This is a genomic window from Pseudoalteromonas sp. S408 (assembly GCF_005886645.1).
Lineage (GTDB): Bacteria > Pseudomonadota > Gammaproteobacteria > Enterobacterales > Alteromonadaceae > Pseudoalteromonas.
Genome location: NZ_PNDY01000022.1, coordinates 13131 through 34763, shown reverse-complemented (window position 1 = coordinate 34763; position 21633 = coordinate 13131). Strand labels below are relative to the sequence as shown.

Below are 21633 nucleotides of genomic sequence, written 5' to 3'. Positions count from 1 at the left end.
ATTTTACGTATATGGGTTAAAATACTTCCATAACCAACTAACAAGATAGTGAATGTCAAACCAAGATCCAAATCTCAGTCGAGAACAAGAAAAGTACGAAAACCCCGTCCCTAGCCGTGAGTTTATACTTACTCATCTTCAAGAGCGTTCAAAACCTGCTAACTACGCACAGTTATGCGAAGAACTAGCCGTGAATGACGAAGAGCGTCAAATTGCATTTAAACGTCGCCTTCGTGCCATGGAGCGCGATGGTCAGTTATATTTTAATAAATTTAAATGTTATGCACTGATTGACGAAGCCGGTTTAACCAAAGGCAAAGTAATAGGCCACAGAGACGGTTTTGGCTTTTTAGAAGTTGAAGGCGAGAACAAAGATTGGTTTATTGCCAAACATCAAATGAACATGGTGTTACATGGCGACATTGTACTAGCTAAAGGCACAAAACGTGGCTCTGGCTCAAAATGCGATGCCCGCATTATTAAAGTGCTTACCAACGAGCGCGCACCTATTGTAGGGCGTTACTTTGTTGAACATGGTGTTGCAGTTGTAGTCGCTGAAGACCCGCGTATTACGCAAGACATCATGATTTTACCTGGCAACGAAAACGGTGCCCGCCACAACCAAATGGTGCAGGTTAAAATTACTCAAAACCCTAGCCGCAATATGAACGCGGTAGGTAAAGTTGTTGACGTACTGGGTGAACATTTGGCGCCTGGTATGGAAATTGAAGTTGCCCTTCGTAATCACGATATTCCGCATGTTTGGCCAGAAGAAGTGGACGCACAAGTGGCTCACTTAGGCGAATTTGTCGAAGATGCAGACAAACAAGGCCGCGTAGATTTACGTAACTTACCGCTTGTAACCATAGATGGCGAAGACGCACGCGACTTTGATGATGCAGTGTACTGTGAGCCTAAAAAGTCAGGCGGTTGGCGTTTATGGGTTGCCATTGCTGATGTATCGCATTACGTAGGTATGAACACGCCATTAAATAAAGAAGCCATAGCACGTGGTAACTCAGTTTATTTTCCTGAGCAAGTTATTCCGATGCTGCCAAAAGTACTGTCTAACGGGTTGTGTTCACTCAATCCAAAAGTAGACCGTTTATGTATGGTTGCTGAAATGACCGTATCAGCGGCAGGTAAGTTGTCGGGTTATAAATTTTACGAAGCTGTGATGAATTCGCACGCGCGTTTAACGTACACCAAAGTCAACGCCATTTTACAAAACGACGAAAAGCTTCGCGACGAATACGCCGCCGTAGTGCCACATTTAACTGACTTACAGCAAATGTATATGGCGCTCAAATCAGCACGCCAAGAGCGCGGTGCTATTGAGTTTGAAACACTCGAAACACGCTTTGTATTTAATGCGCAGCGTAAAATAGAGTCTATTGTGCCCGTTATTCGTAACGACGCGCACAAACTTATTGAAGAATGTATGATTTTAGCCAACGTGTCAGCGGCTAAGTTACTCGAAAAGCACGAAGCCAGCGCACTTTACCGTGTACATGACGAGCCCGACAGCGAAAAGCTGGGTAACTTTACTCAGTTTTTAACTGAGCTTGGTATTCAAAGCACATTAAGTGATGAACCAACCCCTAAAGAGATAACCCAAGTATTAGCTAAATTAGGTGAGCGCCCAGAAGCCGAGCTTATTCAAACTATGCTGTTGCGTTCAATGAAACAAGCCGTTTACCAGCCAGATAACATAGGCCATTTTGGTTTAGCGCTTTCGGCTTATGCGCACTTTACATCGCCAATTCGTCGTTACCCAGATTTAGTTGTGCATCGTGCAATTAAAGCGGTACTAAAAGCACAAGGTCAACAAACATCAGGCGCGTATGCTTATACCGACGACGAAGTAGATCAATTAGGTGAGCAGTGTTCAACCACCGAACGCCGTGCAGACGATGCGACTCGCGAAGTAGCCGATTGGCTTAAATGTGAGTTTATGCAAGACCACGTTGGTGATGAGTTTAACGGGGTTATTTCATCGGTAACTAATTTTGGTTTGTTTATACGCCTAGACGACTTACAAATTGACGGACTTATTCATGTTACTAATTTAGGTGATGAATACTTCCAGCACGACGCTGCAAAACATACCCTAATAGGTGAGCACACACATAAAGTTTACCGCCTTGGCGATAAAGTGACAGTGCAAGTTGCCTCAGTTAGTTTAGACGATCGCCGTATAAACTTAGTGCTCAAAGGCGATATAGCACAAGACAGGTATTCACGCCGTCGTGCACCAAAAGGTAAAGCACCAGCGAGTGTACGCTCACAGTTAAAAGCAGGCAAAGTACCGGGCAAAAAGTCAGACGACAAGCCCAAAGGTAAAAAAAAGCCAGCCGGTAAAGGCAAAGCTGCTGGTAAGTCGGCGATTAAAGCTACCGACGGCACCACAAAGAAAAAACCGAAAAAGAAATCGGCTAAAAAGCCTAAAAGACCAGGCAAAAATGCCCGTAAACGTACAAGCCCAGGAGCATAAAATACGTGAGTAATGAATTAATTTTTGGCTTTCACTCTGTTGAAGCAATTTTAGCAAAAGAGCCTGAGCGATTTTTAGAAATTTACGCCCTTAAAGGCCGTGATGATAAACGCTTAACACCGATTATTGATGAAGCACGTAAATTTGGTATTTCAGTACAATTTATGCAGCGTAAAGCGCTTGATAACAAGTCGAAAGACGAACAGCATCAAGGTATTATTGCTAACGTAAAAGCGGCGCCAACGTACAACGAAAAAGATCTAGATGTGATCATTGCCCGTGAAGAAACCCCATTTTTATTGGTACTTGATGGCATAACCGACCCGCATAACTTAGGTGCATGCTTGCGTAGTGCAGATGCGGCAGGTGTTCACGCGATTATTGTTCCTAAGGATAAGTCGGCAAAGCTTAACGGCACAGCGCGTAAAGTAGCGTGTGGCGCAGCAGAAACAGTCCCTCTTATTCAGGTTACTAATCTTGCACGTACGCTTCGTGAAATTAAAGATGCGGGTGTATGGGTAGTTGGTACCGCTGGCGAAACCGATACACACGTATTTGATGCAAGCTTAACAGGCCCAATGGCCATTGTTATGGGCGCAGAAGGCGAGGGGATGCGCCGTTTAACGCGTGAGCATTGCGATGTATTGGTTAAAATTCCAATGGCAGGTTCGGTGTCTAGCTTAAATGTATCGGTTGCAACCGGTATTTGTTTATTTGAAGTATTACGCCAACGTAACGCAAACAATTAAATTGCCCTAGCTTAAAGCTTAAGCATTAAAAAAGCCGAGATTAAATAATCTCGGCTTTTTTGTATCTATTATTTGCTTAGCATATCGTGAGTAAAACGGTTCAGCTAACGAGCCGTTTTACTCAGCAATTACTTAAAAGCTATATGTGTAGCCCATTTGAATACTACGAGGCTTACCTGGCTGAATACCGCCATTAGCACGGTTAGCGATGTACGTTTTATCAAACAGGTTATCAACCGTTAAGTATACTTTTTGGTTGTCGTCGATTAAGTATTTAGCTGCTAAATCCCACACTACACGACTATCGATTGCGTTTAAGCCTGAGTCAGATAGGTCGGCATGAGAATCAGACACGTAACGTATTTGGCTGTTAACAACAAACGATGCAAACTCAGCGCCTAACGATAAAGCAACTTGGTTTTCTGGTACGTAAGGCATTGCGTCGCCTTTTTCTACTGAGCCCCAAATTTCTGAATCAAACGTGTTTTTAAACTCAGAGTCAGTGTATGTGTACGTTAATTTAACTGGGAATTGTGCTGCGTCTGTTGCAAATGTACGACCCGCACTAAATTCAAAACCCGACACTTCTACTTCACCGTAGTTGTATTGGTCGCCAATGTTCTCGTCGCTACAACCTACTGCCGCAGTACAGTTACCGTGCATATTGTCGTAATCAGAGAAAAACGCAATCACTTCACCGTTAAAGCCATCCATATTAAAGCGAGAGCCAAACTCAAGGTTTACACTTTCTTCTTCTTCTTGGTCTGCATTACCCGGTGCCGCTGGAGCATAACCTTTTTGAATACCAGCAAGTAACGTTATGTTGTCGTTAAGTGTGTAAGTGGCACCTAACGATGGCACTAAAATTTCAGTATCGTTCGAAATATCTTTAGTTAAGCCATTGCTGCGCGTTGGATCTGATTTAGACCATTCTTCACGTTTAATGGTAATGTCTTCGTAACGAAGGCCTGCATTAATAACTAACGCGTCTAATGTCCATTCGTCTTGAACAAATAACGTGCTTGCTTTAGCGCTGTCTACACGGTTGCTATCTGAGCCAGGAATACCTTGCGATGTAAGCGTCATGCTTAGGTCTTGATTAAGCGTGTACGTGTCTTGCCATTGGAAACGATCCATTTCGTCTTCGTGGTAACGCACACCAACTGTAACGTAGTGATCGCCTGCAGGAATATGTAATTCAGACTGAATGCCTTTTGCTTGGTAATCACGGTTGTTAGCTTTAACACCAATACCTTCAATACCTTCAATACCTTCGCTTGTTGGGTTTGCTTCAAAATCGCTGTATTGTTCAAGTGTGCTTGTGCCTACACTGCTTGCTTTATACCAGTTACGATGAAAATCGTTTAGGTAAGCGGTTGCAAGTAATTCGTAGCCTTCACCAAAACGATACGCGTAGTTTAGTTGGTAAGCATTGTGGCGAGTATTCATTTCATCATTTTGTGATGCAGCGTAACGGCGATTAGGGTTTGCTGTGTAATCTTCGTCAGTTAAGCCCATATAAGTTTCGTCTGATGTTTCGTCAGAGTATTTTACTTTTAGCTCAATGTTATGCGCATCGTTTTGACCAAACGTATGGCCAAATTTTAATAGTAAATCTGTTTTTTCAAAGCCCGTGTTGTCGCTGCCAACAGGAAGCTCTTTAAAGCCATCTGCGCCGTAAGTAAATACTTCAACTAAGCCAGACGTGTTGTTTTTTTCTTTACCAAAGTATGCGTGGCCTTTGTAGTAGCCATCGCTACCAAGGGCTGCATCTACCATACCTTTAGAGCTATTTGGCTCGGTTGGTAAGCTACGAGAAAGTAAGTTTAAAACACCACCTGTAGTACGAGGACCGTACTTAACAGAGGCCGCGCCTTTTAATACTTCTATTGTTTCCATACGACCCATAGTAGGGAAGTAATAAGCAGAAGGTGCAGAATAAGGCGCAGGTGCGACTAATACACCATCTTCCATCACAGAAATTTTATCGTTACGGCCGGTACCAGTACCGCGCATACCAATGTTAGGGCGAAGGCCGTAGCCATCTTCTTCTTGAACGTAAACACCCGGAACAGACGCTAAAACACGCGAAATGTCGGTAAACTCAAATTTTTGAAGTTCTTCGTCAGAGATAAAAGTAGCCGAACCAGGAATGTCGTTTATAGCTTGCTGTGAGCCAATAACTGTAATTTGTTCAAAGCGTTGTTCTTTATCGCTGGTGTCTTTAGCCATTGCAGTGGCTGTAAAAGACAAAGCAACCGCAGTTGCAAGAGTAGATACTAAAAACTTAGGGTTCATTTTTGTCCTAATCACGTTGATTATCTGAATTGGCGTAATTTGAACACGTTAACGAATGCGAATCAATATTATTTAGTATAAAAATATTCATTTTTTTAGAACTAAAAACATATATTATGTAACTTAATTAACTTTTTTATATCTTTTGTATTGTTTTGTAATCGTGACGCTAGGTATAAAGTTGAGTGTGTGTTTTATTAGCCTAAACGCAAGGCAATAAACTCAGCAAGCTTATCTACCGCATTTTCAGACTCACCTGAACTTTTAACCAAGCTAATACCAATGTCGCCCAGTGCAGGTAGGTATTTAGTTTGTACTTGGTAATTAAGCTCACTGGGTACGGTACTTTTTGCAAGTACTGTAATGCCAAGCCCTTCTTTTAAAGCCGCAATAAGCCCAGTTAAGTCGGCGTTACTATATACAATACGGTATTTTATGCCGGCACTTTTAAGCGCATCGGTAGCGCGGCGGCGATAAATGCATCCCTCTGGCGCGGTTACTAAGGTAACTACTTGGTTTTGTGCTTGGTTTAAATCGCCCACCCATACCAATTGGTCTTGCATAAAAATAGGAAATTTACTTGAGGTAAGTTGCTCGTTTAGCGCAAGAACTAAATCAAATTGGTCTTGCCTAGAAGCCGATAATAAATGCTTACTTAAACGCGATTTAACTTCAAGCGATACCTCTGGGTAAAGCGCCACAAAGTCGCCAATAATAGAAGGGAGTATTCGCGCTGCAAATTCGCTAGGTATGCCTAAGCGTACTTTTCCGGCAATACTCTCTGAGGTAAATTGCTGCAAAATGGCGTCGTTGTATTGCATCATCTGTTTTGCCATGGGCAATAATAGTTCGCCGTACTGGTTAAGTACTTGGCGCTGACCTTGCTTTTTAAATAGTTTATAACCTAATACATCTTCTAAGCGCTTTATTTGTAAGCTTACCGCAGGCTGTGAAAGGCCTAAAAAGTCGCCTGCTTTGGCAAATCCGCCTACATCTACAATCATTACAAAGGTGCGTAAACTGTCGGTTGATATATTTTTCATATTTAAAATTACAATTTATGTGGCCACATATATAAGTATTATTTATCAATTGATAAATAATTACAATTTGTTGTTACAGACCCCGCGCAATATAATTTTAAGATTAAAAATACACAGGTGTTTGTTATGACTTTTAACCCAATAATGTTTGCCCGCCACAGCAACGCCAACAGCGCGGTTATAAACGCTTTGCAAGCAAATAACAGCACAGTTGTAATGGATTTTAGCGGCAGCGAAGCTTCTGTATTTTTAAGCAGTATTTTAGGCCACGATTTAACAAAATTAACGGCCAGCGGTTTAGGCTTAAAAGGCACGCTAGACGGCGATTTCAATTCTGACTTTAGCTACGCCGTGTATTATTTCAGCGAAACTGCCTTTCGATTTGTATTACCTTACAGCGCAAGCCTTCAATTACAGTCACTTATAAACGAACAACAGCTTCGTTTTGATATTGACTACGTTATTCGTACCGACTTAACCAGCTTTACCTTAAGCGGCGAAAACGCCTTTGATACGTTAGTTGATGCCTTTAAGTTAACACCCGGTTTGCGATTATCTGACGCGCAATTATGCTACGGTGCGCAAAGCGGTGAGGTATTTATTACCGCAATTGATAACAAAGATGAGCAGCATTTTGTGCTCATAGCTAAAGCGCCAGAGCTACAAAAATGGCAAAGCTATATGCAAACGCAAGGTTTTGCAGTCATGCAAAGTCAGGCCGCATAACAAAACAATCAACAGGCAAACATAGCTATGTTTGCCTGTTTTTAATTTAAGCCACGCCCATTAAGGGTTAATTTAAAACGTGAAGGAATGTTATGACTTCTAAAACTGTACTACATGCTAAGCACCTAGAAGCGGGCGCAAAAATGGTTGATTTTCATGGCTGGGAAATGCCAATCAACTACGGCTCACAAATAGAAGAACATAATGCAGTGCGTAACGATGCAGGTATGTTTGACGTATCACATATGACCATTGTTGATATTGAAGGCGACCAAGCTAAAGCATTTTTACGTAAGCTTGTAGCAAACGACGTGGCTAAATTAACCGTACCGGGCAAAGCACTTTACACGGGTATGCTTAACGCGCAAGGCGGCGTAATCGACGACCTTATAATTTACTTTTTCAGCGAAACGTTTTACCGCCTAGTGGTTAACTCGGCTACGCGCGAAAAAGACTTAGCGCATTTAGCTAATGTATCGAGCGATTTTGCCGTTACAGTGACTGAGCGCCCAGAGTTTGCAATGATTGCAGTACAAGGCCCTAACGCACGCGAAAAAACAGGCACGCTTTTAAATGCAGAGCAGCAAGCAGCAGTTGAAGGTATGAAGCCGTTTTTTGGTGTTCAAGTGGGTGATTTATTTATTGCTACAACGGGTTATACTGGCGAAGACGGTTACGAAATTGTAGTACCAAACGACCAAGCAGCCGATTTATGGCAACAACTGCTAGATGCAGGTGTAGCGCCAGCTGGTTTAGGTGCACGTGACACGCTACGTTTAGAAGCAGGTATGAACCTTTACGGCCTAGATATGGACGAAAGTGTATCACCACTTGCCGCTAACATGGCATGGACTATTGCATGGGAACCTGAAGATCGTGACTTTATTGGCCGTGACGTACTGGTTAAACAGCGCGCTGAAAAAAGCACCGACAAACTTGTTGGTTTAGTACTTGAAGAAAAAGGCGTATTGCGAAGCGGTTCAAAAGTAATTGTTGACGGTGGGGAAGGGGTTATTACCTCAGGTACTTTCTCACCTACACTTGGTTTTAGTGTAGCCCTTGCACGTGTACCACGTTCAACAGGCGACACAGCTCAAGTAGAAATGCGCAAAAAATTAGTTAACGTTAAAGTAGTGAAGCCTAGCTTTGTACGTAACGGTAAATCAATAATTTAAATTTGGTGTTATCACCCAATAATACCAATCATGTTGAGTTATTAACCACCTACAGCGACGGATAAATAGAGTGATAACAAGGCATTAATTTTGATATGTAGTTGTTCTACCTGAAAAATTAATAACGATGTTAGCGCTTTATTTAGACCGCTAGAGTGGTTAAATATTTAATTTGATTGGTATCATAACCAAAGGAACAAGATAATGAGCAATATCCCTACTGAATTAAAATACGCTTCTTCACACGAGTGGGTTCGCAACGAAGGTGACGGTACCTTTACTGTAGGTATTACAGAGCACGCACAAGAACTACTTGGTGACATGGTATTTGTTGAATTGCCAGAAGTGGGCGACGAAGTAGACGCAGGCGAAGATTGTGCAGTAGCAGAGTCGGTTAAAGCGGCGTCAGACATCTACGCACCAATTAGCGGCGAAATTGTTGCCATTAACGAAGAGCTAGAAGACGCACCTGAAACAGTAAACAACGACGCGTACGGTGATGGTTGGTTATTCCGTGTTAAAGCATCTGATGAGTCTGAACTAGACAACCTATTAGACGCTGAAGGTTACTCGCACACTATCGACGAAGAGTAATCACTCTTTATTGATACTTAAAAGCCCCGTTTTATGTTTGATGGGGCTTTTATGATTTTATCGCCAACTTTCCATACCATTTTGACGTTAAATCATCATATATTTTAATTAATACTAGTTACCCATTAGTATTTAGGATCATAGGAATCTAGACACATGTCAAACGCCAAATCTCTTGAGCAGTTAGAGCAAAAGCAAGATTTTATTCGCCGCCATATAGGGCCAAGCCCAGCGCAAGTAAGCGATATGCTAAGTGCTTTAGAAGTATCGAGTGTACAAGAGCTGATCGATCAAACTGTACCGGCTAACATTCGCCTAGAGCAACCGCTAAGCATTGGCGAAAGCCGTACTGAAGTTGAAACACTAAGCTACTTAAAGTCAGTAGCAAGCAAAAATAAAGTTTTCAAATCGTACATTGGCCAAGGCTACCACCCAACACATGTACCGCACGTGATTTTACGTAACGTACTAGAAAATCCGGGTTGGTATACAGCGTACACGCCGTACCAGCCAGAGATAGCACAAGGGCGTTTAGAATCGTTACTAAACTTCCAAACTATGACCCTAGATTTAACAGGCCTTGATTTAGCAAGCGCGTCGTTACTTGACGAATCAACCGCTGCTGCCGAGGCAATGGGCCTAGCAAAACGTGTATCAAAAGCTAAAAAAGCCAACGCCTTTTTTATTGCCGACGACGTACACACACAAACTATAGACGTAGTAAGCACCCGTGCTGAGCAATTTGGTTTTGAAATTATTGTAGGTAAAGCGGCCGACGCCGTTAACCACGACATTTTTGGCGCATTATTCCAATACCCATCTACATCGGGTGAAATAGTTGACGTAACCGACCTAATTGCCGGCGTACAAAGCAAAAAGGCCATTGCCTGTGTTGCTGCCGACATTATGAGTTTATTACTATTAAAAGCACCGGGTAAACTAGGTGCCGACGTAGTACTTGGTTCGGCTCAGCGTTTTGGTGTACCAATGGGTTACGGCGGCCCACATGCTGCATTTTTTGCAACACGTGACGCGTACAAGCGTTCATTACCAGGGCGTATTATTGGTGTATCTAAAGACCGTTTAGGTAACGACGCACTACGAATGGCTATGCAAACGCGCGAACAACACATTCGCCGTGACAAAGCCAACTCAAACATTTGTACAGCGCAGGTACTGCTTGCCAACATGGCCGCGTTTTACGCGGTGTACCACGGCCCGCAAGGCTTAAAAACTATCGCGCAGCGCATTCACCGCTTTGCTGATATTTTAGCAACTGGCCTAAAAGCAAAAGGCGTGGCACTAAAGCACAGCACATGGTTTGATACGTTAACAGTAGTAAGCGACAACAAAAACGATGTAATAGCACGTGCCATTGCACACGATGTTAACTTTGCTACAAACCACGACGGCGAGTACTCAATTTCGGTTTCAGAAACCACAACACGTGCCGATGTAGCTGAGCTATTTGATATTGTACTAGGTGAAGGCCACGGCCTAAGCGTAGATGCCATTGCAGCCGATATTGAAGCAAACGGTAGCGACTCTATTCCAGCAAGTTTAGTGCGTGATGACGAAGTACTAACGCATCCAAACTTTAACAGCTACCACAGCGAAACAGACATGCTTCGCTACATTAAGCGCCTTGAAAACAAAGATTTAGCGCTTAACCACTCAATGATCTCGTTAGGTTCATGTACCATGAAACTAAATGCGACCGCTGAGATGATCCCCGTTACATGGCCTGAATTTGCAAACCTTCATCCATTCTGCCCGCTAGACCAAGCAGAAGGTTACCAAATAATGATTAACGAGCTACACGACTGGCTAGTTAACATTACCGGTTACGATGCGGTTTCACTACAGCCAAACTCGGGCGCACAAGGTGAATACGCAGGCTTAATTGCCATTCGTAAATACCACGAGTCACGCGGCGATGCGCACCGTAATGTATGTTTAATCCCAAGTTCTGCGCATGGTACTAACCCTGCGTCGGCACAAATGGCCAGCATGAAAATTGTGGTGGTTAACTGTGACAAAAACGGCAACATCGACATGGCCGATCTTAAAGCGAAAGCTGAAGAAGTGTCTGAAAACTTGTCGTGTGCCATGATCACGTACCCATCTACCCACGGTGTTTACGAAGAAACCATTCGTGAACTATGTGACATTATTCATGAGCACGGCGGCCAAGTTTACATGGACGGCGCAAACATGAACGCACAAGTAGGCGTAACAAGCCCAGGCTTTATTGGTTCAGACGTATCGCACTTAAACTTGCACAAAACGTTTTGTATTCCGCACGGTGGCGGCGGCCCAGGTGTAGGCCCAATTGGTGTTAAATCGCACCTAGCGCCATTTATGCCAAACCACAGCGTAATTAATGTACCGGGTACCAACATTAACAACGGTGCCGTATCGGCAGCGCCTTACGGCTCAGCGGCTATTTTACCTATTTCATGGGCTTACATTACCATGATGGGCTCAGAGGGCTTAAAACAAGCCACCGAAATGGCCATTGTGAACGCTAACTACCTAACGCACGAGCTAAGCCAGCACTTCCCAATTTTATACCGTGGGCGTAACAACCGCGTTGCTCATGAATGTATTGTTGACTTACGCCCATTAAAAGAAGCGTCAGGCATTACTGAAATGGACGTAGCTAAGCGCCTACAAGATTACGGTTTCCATTCACCTACTATGTCGTTCCCAGTAGCTGGCACATTGATGATTGAGCCAACAGAGTCTGAGTCAAAAGGCGAGATAGACCGCTTTATCGAAGCGATGGTGTCAATCAAAGGCGAAATCGACAAAGTAATCTCTGGCGAATGGTCAATCGAAAACAACCCACTTGTGTTTGCTCCGCATACACAAGCTGACGTGTTAGGTAACGAATGGGACCGCGCGTATGACCGTTTTTACGCTGCATTCCCAGTACCAAGCGTTGCTAAAGATAAGTTTTGGCCAACGGTTACACGTATAGATGATGTATACGGCGACCGTAACTTAGTATGTTCATGCCCAGCGGTAGAGACTTACCGCGACTAATTTTTGAAAAAATTCCACTTTAGAGTGAGGATTTATCGAAATTATAAAAGCCGTTGCAGCAATGCAGCGGCTTTTTTGTGTTAAAACGTTGTAGACGCACAGCTTGCTGGCGTGTTGGGCGAAGCCCAAAAGGTATTTAATTGTTGTTGGCGTTTAGCTTGCTGACGCGCGGGCGGTAGCTCGAATAAGTATTTGAATAGGTGTTTGAGGTTTATAACCACCGATAATGTGAATGCATTTCGCGCTTTTTAAATATTAGAAACCTTATTCAAGGTTTTTTGCCAGATTGCTGGCGGCAACCAAGGGGCGGCTACCGCCGACCGGCCCTTGGAACCCCACGGCGCCCCGAGCATCACGCTATTTCCTTCAAATCACAATTGATGTGAACATAAACGGCGAAGATAGGCCATCCATGGCCTAGTTTCGCCTTATCGCGCATCCATGCGCGATATTACTCATCAATTGCTTCTTTTCAGGGCGCGATGACGGGGGAGGTGGGTTAAACGTGAGGTTGATGTTTGGTCTTGGCAAGAAACAAGACCTGATAATCATATAGAAAGCTCCTCGAGTTTTTCGATACAGTTGTGTTGTTCAAAACATAAACAGTATCACGAGGAGCTTAGTATGAAACTATATGGTGGAATTGACTTGCATTCAAATAATAGTGTTATTGCTATCATTAATTCACACGGTGAAACGCTTACCGCTAAGCGTTTAAATAATGACATGTCTGTCATTTTATCTTATCTTTTCTCAGTCCTTATAAAGACAATTTAAAAGGACTTGTTGTTGAATCAACTTTTAACTGGTATTGGTTAGTCGATGCTTTAATGGATGAAGGGTTTAAACTTCACTTAGCAAACCCCGCTGCAATTAAACAGTATTCAGGCTTAAAGCATGCTGATGACCACAGTGATGCGTGTTGGTTAGCTGAAATGCTACGTTTAAACATTCTGCCTGAGGGCTATATTTATCCTCGAGAGCTCAGGGCTGTTCGCGACTTAATGCGTAAACGAATGGACATTGTTCAACAGTCCACTAAAAACTTATTATCAGTGCAAAGTTGTTACATGCGTCATCTTGGATACAAGCTCAGTAGCAACAAAATCAAACAAATGGCCGCTATCAGAAAAGGCGTCAATGTTGAGCAAGTACACACCGATTTCAGCTCAACGAATACAGCACTGTCGGTCATTTCTAACCTTTCATTAATACGCTGTGCTCAACAGCAAATCAACGCAATAGAGAGTGCTATTTTACAACAAACATCGCTCTCCCCTGAGTTTATAAACCTAACCAGTATTGATGGGATTGGGAATACGTTAGCACTGACCATTATGTTAGAGACAGGCACGATTAAACGTTTTGATAGCCCAGGTAATTTCTCCTCCTATTGTCGCTGTGTTAAAGGAGCAAGGTACAGTAATGGAAAGAAAAAAGGCGCTACAAATCAAAAGAATGGTAATCGTTATTTAGCGTGGGCGTTTACTGAGGCCGCTAATTTTGCCATTCGGTACAACCCGACAATCAAAAAATATTATCAACGAAAACTGGCTAAAACGAACCAGGTTATCGCAATTAAAACGGTTGCGCATAAGCTCGCAAGAGCCTGTTATCACGTGCTTAAAGATAATGTCCCATTTGATGAACACAAGGCTTTTTCTTAACGACCATAAAACGGAATTAGGTTAACGTGTTGAGCTAGTAATGGGGTTGGTAAAACCACTAGATTTGATTGAGCCTGCACGTTAACCGCTCATATTTTAAATACTGGATATGCCCAATGTTTGAGCCACAAAGGGTTGGTTATGTTCAAGCATAAACCACAGGATTGTTACAGCGCAGTGTGTAAACACAGCCAGAAACTGGACTGATATTGGAACTAAACGATGACTGAGGCGAAAGCCAAGGGCATTAATTAATCATCAATAATGCTTAATTAAACCGCCTAAATTCATATGGGTGACTGGTGCATATTCACACCAATCGACGTCATGACTAGGTGTATAGCCAAATTTAAATTGAGTTTAAAAAGTAACAACACTTGATTTTTGAATAAAAGATCAAGAAAACACAGCTGCCTGCTTGACCGGAACTTCCTAATGGGTGATCTTCTCTACTAAACTTATCAATAACAAAATTGTTTAATTAAAATTACCAATGCCTAGTTATTTTACAAAAGATTGCATTGCATCTCTCAATTTATCAACACATTTAGTGTCAGCCTTTGATAATGTATTGCTGATATTCAATTCATTTAATAGGTCTAATTCTTTTTCTTTATTTAAAGTAACGGCAGCCAAGTTAGTGTTAAAGTACTTTTTGACTAAATCTGGTGCTTGTTCAAGAAAAATAGATCTGCTTTCTCGCTCATCTGATAGTTTTAGGCTGACTTTGTTATATGTTTTTTTAATAAGTGAACTTCTTTCTTTTAAAAATCTTAACGGTTGAAAGATTTCTTTAAGTTCTTTATCTCTTTCTATAATACCTAAATATGCTTTCAGACCACCTTCGCTATACTCTTCTAGACCTAATATTGAGTATGCAATAGCATTGGCAACATTATTGCTAGCGCTATTTAAGTCGTTTTTCATAAGGTTACTTTTAGCCAGAATTAATTCTGATTTTACTAAATACTCAAGTGCATGATGAACAGCGCCTTGAATAAGTAGCTCATTTGCAAAATTTAGAGCTTTCTTATGTTCTTTATACGTTGCCATTTGTATAAATGTCACCATGGCCCATTTATCATTTAAATTAGCGGACCTTTCGAGTTCGTCTAAGCCCATTTCTTGATAGGGAGCTAAAACATAGTTGTCGGGATAAAAAAAGTCATCTTGATGTATCTCTGCGCGGAATCCGACATAAGCCTTGCCTATTCTTGCATCCCAATCACTCATGGAGTCTTCGATTAGTATACGGTCCTCTATTATGACGTCTTTTGAAGCTGAGCACCAATTTTGATGTATTCCCCTCTTTTGCTCAACTTTTCTTTCTAATACCTTGATGCCTAATTCTTTTTTATTTTGGGGTAGCTGCAAAGCGTCATCAAATTTTGTATGGTGTTTAGTATCTGAATGTTTTGTATTTATATTAACAGTGTTTTTTTCTAATTTTGATGGGCTGTCAAAATTAGAAAAATAAAGGGCTATTCCGCCAATCATCAGAATTACAGGTAATATATTTTTTAATGGCACTTAATTTACCTCTGTTATGGGCATCAGATTGAAAACCAAAGGGGTCTGAAACCAAAGGGGTCAAATCTTGACTTCATACATCAATGGTCTAGATTTATAGTTTACTGCTTATTGAGTGAATTGCTATGTCTAGACCATTGCGAATAGAGTATGAGAATGCGTTTTATCATGTGATGAATCGTGGAAGAGGGCATGAAAATACCTTTTTGAGTGATGACGACTTTAAGTATTTTTTATATTGCATTGAGCAAGCAAGCCTTCGTTTTAATATTGAAGTGCACTCATATTGTTTAATGACTAATCATTACCACCTGTTAATAAAAACCCCCGATGCTAATTTAGGCCGAGCCATGAAGCATATTAATGGCCTTTACACTCAATACTTTAACCGAACCCATAATACAGATGGTACGCTGTTTAGAGGGCGCTACAAAGCGGTGTTGGTGGATGCTGATAATTACTTATTGCATGTTAGCCGGTATATTCATCGTAACCCAATTGAAACGAGCACCCCGTTGGTAGATGACTTTGCTAAGTACAAATGGTCTAGCTATTCAGCTTTTATTAAAAGTGGTGCGACACCTAAATGGCTAAATAGAGATTTTATATTTTCGCTGCAAGGTAAAAAGCGTAAATATGCTGCGTACAAACAGTTTGTTGAATATGAGAGCAATGAAGAGATAAGCGCTTTTTATGGCGCTAAAAAGTTACTGTCGGTGTTAGGCTGTGAAGATTTTATTGAAAACTTAAAGGGTTATATTGCAACATCAAACAGTGAAAGTAAGCTTGTTAGTAAAAAGCACTCAGCGAATGATGTAATTACTTACTTAGCTAAACACCTTAATGTTGAGGTAGATGATATAGTTATGGTTAAAAAGGGGCGAAAAGAGAAAAACTTACCCCGTTGGTTTGCTATTAAATTTTGCCAAGATTTAACGGGATTAGATTTGCAGGCATTAGCAAATGTTTTTAATGTTAAGCACTATTCGGCAGTATCAAAAACTGTTGGTAGATTAAATGCATTAATGGTTGAAGATAAGAAGGTTAAATTACAGTGGGAAGAGCTTCGAGATTGCTTGATGTCTGAAGTCAAGATTTGACCCCTTGTTGACTTAAGAAGGTTAAATTACAGTGGGAAGCGCTTCGAGGTTGTTTGATGTCTGAAGTCAAGATTTGACCCCTTGTTGACTTATGCCTTATAAATTCCCTTTTAAATAAGAGGTTACTATGGTTCGTAGAGCGCTCATTCTACTTTGCATTTTATGCTTTAATATCAGCTCGTTAAATGCCAGTGAAAAGGATAAAACCATTACGTTTGCGGTTGGTCATGATCATGACAAAATGTTGATGGAGAATTACCCAATTTATCGTGCTAGCTGGCAATTTTTAAATCAAAGTTTAGCTAAACTAGGGTATAAAGTAGACGCCATTGTTTTACCTTGGGCTAGAGCGAACTATTATACTCAGTCAGGAAAAGCTGACGGTTTATTTTTAGCAGCTAATCTGCCAGGACGAGAGCAGTGGGCGGTTTTGTCAAAGCCAATTGGAGTGGGGGCGTTTGGTGCTTTTTATCACAAGGATAGAAAAGACAAAGAAAATATTATTGCGGGTGTTCGTTTAGGTGTGCACGATAAAATATTAACGGGCTATCACACTTATGAGCTGTTAGAAGTTGCCACGGCTCAGCAAGGGTTTAAACTGCTTTTTAACCAAAAAGTAGACCGCTTAATTATGTCAGAAAGCTATGGCAAGTATTTGTTAAGCACTGAGTTGATTGAATTTAAAAACGACATATTATTTGACTCTAACGTGATTGAGAAACGTTCAATTCATGTTGCATTTGCAAAAGACATTGCTGAAAGTTTAAAAGCTATGGCGGTAGTGAATAAAGCGATTGATTTGGGTATAAGAGACGGTACATACCATGACGTTATGATTAAAAATAAAGTACCTGAAAGTATGTTTTTGTCTAGCTTTGATAAATAGTCGTTATATTTTATTTATTTTTAAGGGCAGCCTGTAGAGAGTGTTTTATTCCATATTTGTGAGTGAAAAAATGCAAAATTTGTCTTAAATAACTTCGTTTTATTATTCCGTTAAAATAAGCGTTTTATGAAGAGGCAAATAAAAATTTCTCTCCACTTACCAATCATAAAAAGCCATATTCAGCTGATTATAAAAAAGGGCAATATTATTGCCCTTTTTTACGCGCTTAAATTTGTAGTTATAAACTATAGCGCTACTAAGCTATGCTCTAGCATTGCCTTTATTTGTTTTACTATTTTAGCTTCTGTTTCAGGTTCGAATTGTTGTATACGTGGGGTATGAATATGCCCTGTAGGTATACTTGAATTAAGTGCGTCGCGTAGGCGAATACTTCTATACGATATTTCGTTAGACAGGTAACCACCGCCGCCGCCATTTACCGCAATACTATTTTTAAGCTCGCCGTACGAAGGCGCTTTATAGGTTTTTTCAAGCGTGGTGACTTCACGGTTGTCGATAACTTTATAAGGGCCTTTGGCTTGTTGCATGTAACTTACAGGCAAGCTAAATTCTACAAATTCGTTGCCCGGGAGTGGCCGGCCATTAAGTTTTGGTATTACTGGGTTTGTTTGCGTTCCACCATACACAATATTGGCATTGTCGGGGGCAGTTACACTGCGGCGTTTACCCGGGAAGTGCTCTAAATCAAATTCTGTTCTGCCCATACTTACGGTGACTACCATGTCTACATTATTAAGTGCGTAGTAGGGGGCAAGTAGTGATTCTATTATGCCTTGATCAAAGTCTTCGTAGCGTACAGGCACCATAACGGTGTTAATTTCTGCGCTGATGCCGTTGTAATTAATAACTTGGCCGTCGAGTAATAACGCCGCAACACCTGAGGGGTTACTTTGGTTTATGTTTCTATCGAGTAAAAATGGGTCAAAGCCTGTAAGTAATATTTTTTTAGTGCTGCCTGATGAAAAAGTAAGGTCGGTGCGGCCTCTGCTGCCTTCTTCAAGTAGGACTAGTAAAGTATTTAGTTGAGCCTGCGTAATTGAAAACTTAGGTGATGTTGTGCGTATTACTTTGCTTGAAAGCAGGCGCGCCCAGTAAAGCTCTCGGTCGTCGTAGTTTTTGGTTTTTATTATGCGTTGCTTGGCACTTTCCCACAGTTCAAAACTAAAGCTTTGTACTAATGTTTTTGCACTTTTAAAGTTGTTAAGCTCTTTAAATTGCTGCTCAAAACTTGATATTTGCGGGGTAAATGCTTTTAAAACATTTGGCATTGCCGATTGGGCTTTGTTGATGCGCTGTTCTTCAACAGTTAAAGGATTACTTAAAGCAGCGAATGAAGAGGCGATTAAGCTGGTCGCTAATAATACTTTGATCATAATATTCCTAAGATAACGCGATTGTTTTATATGTAATTTACTATCCTATTATTGTTAACTTACAGCAACCCATTAACGTTGAATCGACTGATATTTGCTTTTTTTAATTTATTTTTTATTTATAAAGCTAATATTAAGCTTTTTTTACAGGTGAACAAAGTTAGAATATTTAATAAATTTCCTCCACTTCTAACATGTATTAAAGAAGTGGAGAATAAAAGGTTTAGGACCTTATTTATCAGCTGTCGCTTTACCATCTAGTTTATAAACTTTACCGTTTTTCATGACTAGATCAACATGCTGTAAAAGGTTTATATAACGCAATACATCACCTTTAACAGCAATAATATCTGCATATTTTCCTTCGCTTACTGTTCCCACTTTATCGTTTACTTTCATTAGCACTGATGGCCAATAAGTCGCGGCACGAATTGTATCCATTGCAGAAATATCCATTTCGTTTACCCATACAGCTAATTCGTTCCATGTGCTTTGACAGTGAAATTTGGTTGGTATTCCGCTGTCGGTACCTACCAATAAAACTACGCCAGATTCTTTTAATTGTTGAATTTTTCGTTTTAACGTGGATTTGCGCATTGGTGTTAGTTGCATATATTCAAGCTCGCCTACATTTTTTAATGAGCCGCGAATATCATCAATAGTGCTTTTTTCTAGTCCTCGGTGCCAGCATTTATTATCTAAACGCTCAGGGTTGGCAACGGTTAAGTCATAATTCCAAAGTCCTTCTACCGTTGGGGTCCAATAAAGTGGTCCGCCGGCAATTCTGCCTTTGGCTGTGCGCTCTCTGAGTAAAGCAATCACATCGTTTGGAAATTCGGGAGCTGTGGTAAGTCCTGTGTGCTCAAAATTATCCACCCCTATTTCTAAGCCTCGTCTAATTTCGTCAGGTTTATGTGAGTGAGCAACCACGACTAAATTGCGTTTATGGGCTTGGTCAACAATAGCTTGTGCTACCTCAAGTTTCATCATGTCGTGGTCAATGAGTTTGATAATATCAACACCTGCATCAGCCAATTTGTTGACCTTTTTTTTGGCATCTTCAACGTTTTTAACACCCCACCTATACAGCTCGGTACCAGGGTAGGCTTCGTGTTGCAAAAAGGGACCCGAAACAAACAAGCGTGGACCTGGAATTTCACCATTCTCTATTTTATTTTTTATTGTAATGGAGTCTTTTAATGGTGCGCCTAAATCGCGGGCACTGGTGATCCCAGCTAACAATAATTGTTCAGCGCTTGCAGGCATTATTTCGCTTGTTAGTTTAGGAGTATATTCTTTATGCCAGTGCTTGTAATCAGCATGACCATTTAGCATTAAGTGTGCATGGTTTTCCCAAAGGCCAGGAAGTACATCCATGCCTTCTGTTGAGACAATTTTGTACCCCGTAGGTACAGATAACGTATCAACTGTTCCAACTTTTTCAATGAGTCCGTTTTTTACTAATATTACGCTGTTGGCAAGTGGCTGATTACCAAAGCCATCTATCAGTCTTCCGCCTACTAATGCGGTGGGTTCAGATTGCTTTGCAGCACTTGCTATGGGTACTACTAAAATACTTAATAAAGATAAGCAGGTTAAAACTGAGAGTGCAGATCTATATAAACTTGTTGCTGTAATATTCAACATCGGTACATTCCTTTTGTTTAATTATTATCTGATAGTTATAGTTGCTCAGTTAAGATAACGTCAAAATACATAACTTAGCAAAACAAAACGTTGAACCTATAATTTAACTAAAGAGAGAGGCTTCCTAAGTGCTTGAGCAGTGCTTAAAAATGTATTGCCTTTTGCTCTGGTTTTAATAGTTAGATGGGGAATCGTACATGGTCTATTGCAGGAATACGCTTACATATTCATAACGGTATTGTTTTGGGGAATTATTGGCTGGGTAAATGATAGGTAGGTTAAACCTCCTGTAACAAATGACAAGAGGCTTTATTATTAGCCTACTTAGATTGGCGCTTGTCGAGTAAGTAACGTACGGCCATTCTTGCAACGCCCGCTCCAATACCTGAGACGACTGCCCATGTTACGGCTTCTTTGATCTCTGTATTTTCACTTGGCTTGTCTTTTGGGGCTGGTTCGTTGGTAACCTTTTCCCACGATTTTTGTAAAGTTTTCCTTGTTAACATACCAGCAGAAGCTGCAGCCAAGCCTATACCTATCGTCGTAATTAGTTGTTTATTACTCATAATGTTCTCCTTTTAATACATATCAATAGGGGGTTATTTATGTTTAATTTTTAAAGTAAGAATATGAGTAACAGCAAGTTACATACCGAAAGGTAACAAAGCCCTAATTAAGCCGCTATTTTAAATATAAAACCATGAGGCTGAGCTTTGTATTCATTTTTAATTTGACTAACAACGAGGCGTTTTTAACACTTTTTTGGTTAATCTTTCATTGAGCGCCATGCAAATGTTGATGCGGCTATAACAATGGCAATGGCTATTCCTAGGTACAGGGTTTCTATTGTGCCGCCAAATTCCACTGCATGTTCTAAAAATAATATAACGAGTACAACAGAGGTGACTTGTACGAGAGTTATTTTTAAATCATGAAAGTCCTTGATATTAAAAGCGGCTAAAAATTTACTTTCTTTTGATTTAGCAGGCGATATAAACAAGCGGTATAAGCTAATGGCTATAACTTGCAAGGTAATGCCTATTAATAGTAAATCGAGTATTTTAAGTAGTTCAACTATGAGGGCTTTACCTGCTTTGGCTGAGTCGGGCAGGTCGAGAATGGTTGAAACCACTATATTAAAAACAATATTAACGCATGAAACATAAACAAGGAGCGATGATACTGCTGCGGTGATAACCGCAATGACAACTAAAAAACGGCTAGTTTGAAATATATTTTCAATGTTGCTCAACTTCATAATTAGACTAAATCTATACGAAGC

17 protein-coding genes are annotated in these 21633 nt (G+C 40.9%); 10 read left to right on the top strand and 7 right to left on the bottom strand.

What is annotated here, in order from left to right; translation table 11 throughout:
* The first annotated feature begins 52 nt into the window (after nt 1-52).
* Nucleotides 53-2494 carry a ribonuclease R gene (rnr, locus tag CWB62_RS15375; RefSeq protein ID WP_138529622.1) on the top strand — a complete coding sequence of 814 codons (2442 nt, stop codon included), beginning with the start codon at nt 53-55 and terminating at the stop codon, nt 2492-2494.
* Between the two features lie 5 nt (nt 2495-2499).
* The gene (gene rlmB / locus CWB62_RS15370) at nt 2500-3243 is read left to right on the top strand and encodes a 23S rRNA (guanosine(2251)-2'-O)-methyltransferase RlmB (RefSeq protein WP_006794097.1); all 744 of its coding nucleotides are present in this window, start codon (nt 2500-2502) and stop codon (nt 3241-3243) included.
* A gap of 132 nt (nt 3244-3375) precedes the next feature.
* Here rlmB and CWB62_RS15365 read toward each other — a convergent pair whose 3' ends face one another.
* Nucleotides 3376-5541: a TonB-dependent receptor family protein gene (locus CWB62_RS15365; RefSeq protein ID WP_138529624.1), complete on the bottom strand. Its 2166-nt coding sequence runs from the start codon at nt 5539-5541 to the stop codon at nt 3376-3378.
* 197 nt (nt 5542-5738) lie between these two features.
* The gene (locus CWB62_RS15360) at nt 5739-6584 is read right to left on the bottom strand and encodes a LysR family transcriptional regulator (RefSeq protein WP_058403191.1); all 846 of its coding nucleotides are present in this window, start codon (nt 6582-6584) and stop codon (nt 5739-5741) included.
* A 126-nt stretch (nt 6585-6710) separates the two neighbouring features.
* Between CWB62_RS15360 and CWB62_RS15355 the strand changes: the two genes are divergently transcribed.
* From CWB62_RS15355 to CWB62_RS15335, 6 genes are all read left to right on the top strand, one after another.
* Complete coding sequence (locus tag CWB62_RS15355) at nt 6711-7310, top strand: hypothetical protein (RefSeq protein WP_138529626.1); 600 nt, start codon at nt 6711-6713, stop codon at nt 7308-7310.
* A gap of 92 nt (nt 7311-7402) precedes the next feature.
* On the top strand, nt 7403-8485 hold the full coding sequence (gcvT, locus tag CWB62_RS15350; RefSeq protein ID WP_138529628.1) for a glycine cleavage system aminomethyltransferase GcvT: 1083 nt from the start codon (nt 7403-7405) through the stop codon (nt 8483-8485).
* Between the two features lie 204 nt (nt 8486-8689).
* On the top strand, nt 8690-9079 hold the full coding sequence (gcvH, locus tag CWB62_RS15345; RefSeq protein WP_058403188.1) for a glycine cleavage system protein GcvH: 390 nt from the start codon (nt 8690-8692) through the stop codon (nt 9077-9079).
* Between the two features lie 156 nt (nt 9080-9235).
* On the top strand, nt 9236-12127 hold the full coding sequence (gene gcvP, locus CWB62_RS15340; protein ID WP_138529630.1) for an aminomethyl-transferring glycine dehydrogenase: 2892 nt from the start codon (nt 9236-9238) through the stop codon (nt 12125-12127).
* Nucleotides 12128-12751: 624 nt separating this feature from the next.
* Nucleotides 12752-12904, top strand: a complete 153-nt coding sequence (locus CWB62_RS18895) for a hypothetical protein (RefSeq protein ID WP_249310761.1) — start codon at nt 12752-12754, stop codon at nt 12902-12904.
* Nucleotides 12905-12957: 53 nt separating this feature from the next.
* A complete protein-coding gene (locus tag CWB62_RS15335) occupies nt 12958-13794 on the top strand; it encodes a transposase (protein WP_249310763.1) in 837 nt (278 codons plus the stop codon).
* 501 nt (nt 13795-14295) lie between these two features.
* On the opposite strand, the gene CWB62_RS15330 is transcribed toward CWB62_RS15335, so the two are convergent.
* Nucleotides 14296-15324, bottom strand: a complete 1029-nt coding sequence (locus CWB62_RS15330) for a hypothetical protein (protein WP_138529632.1) — start codon at nt 15322-15324, stop codon at nt 14296-14298.
* A gap of 125 nt (nt 15325-15449) precedes the next feature.
* Between CWB62_RS15330 and CWB62_RS15325 the strand changes: the two genes are divergently transcribed.
* Complete coding sequence (locus CWB62_RS15325) at nt 15450-16424, top strand: transposase (RefSeq protein ID WP_138532833.1); 975 nt, start codon at nt 15450-15452, stop codon at nt 16422-16424.
* Between the two features lie 127 nt (nt 16425-16551).
* Nucleotides 16552-17310 carry a substrate-binding periplasmic protein gene (locus tag CWB62_RS15320; RefSeq protein ID WP_138527832.1) on the top strand — a complete coding sequence of 253 codons (759 nt, stop codon included), beginning with the start codon at nt 16552-16554 and terminating at the stop codon, nt 17308-17310.
* A gap of 245 nt (nt 17311-17555) precedes the next feature.
* Here the strand turns inward: CWB62_RS15320 and CWB62_RS15315 are convergent, their stop codons facing one another.
* The 4 genes from CWB62_RS15315 to CWB62_RS15300 all read right to left on the bottom strand — a co-directional run bounded on the left by CWB62_RS15315 (nt 17556) and on the right by CWB62_RS15300 (nt 21609).
* Nucleotides 17556-18704, bottom strand: coding sequence for a PA0049 C-terminal domain-containing protein (locus CWB62_RS15315; protein ID WP_138527830.1), 1149 nt, complete (start codon nt 18702-18704; stop codon nt 17556-17558).
* A 231-nt stretch (nt 18705-18935) separates the two neighbouring features.
* Entirely contained in the window at nt 18936-20351 is a 1416-nt protein-coding gene (locus CWB62_RS15310) for an amidohydrolase family protein (protein ID WP_138527828.1), read from the bottom strand.
* A gap of 320 nt (nt 20352-20671) precedes the next feature.
* Nucleotides 20672-20917 (bottom strand): DUF4235 domain-containing protein, encoded by a 246-nt coding sequence (locus CWB62_RS15305; RefSeq protein ID WP_058403152.1) that lies wholly within the window; start codon nt 20915-20917, stop codon nt 20672-20674.
* 200 nt (nt 20918-21117) lie between these two features.
* On the bottom strand, nt 21118-21609 hold the full coding sequence (locus CWB62_RS15300) for a YqhA family protein (RefSeq protein WP_249310671.1): 492 nt from the start codon (nt 21607-21609) through the stop codon (nt 21118-21120).
* Nucleotides 21610-21633: the final 24 nt, after the last annotated feature.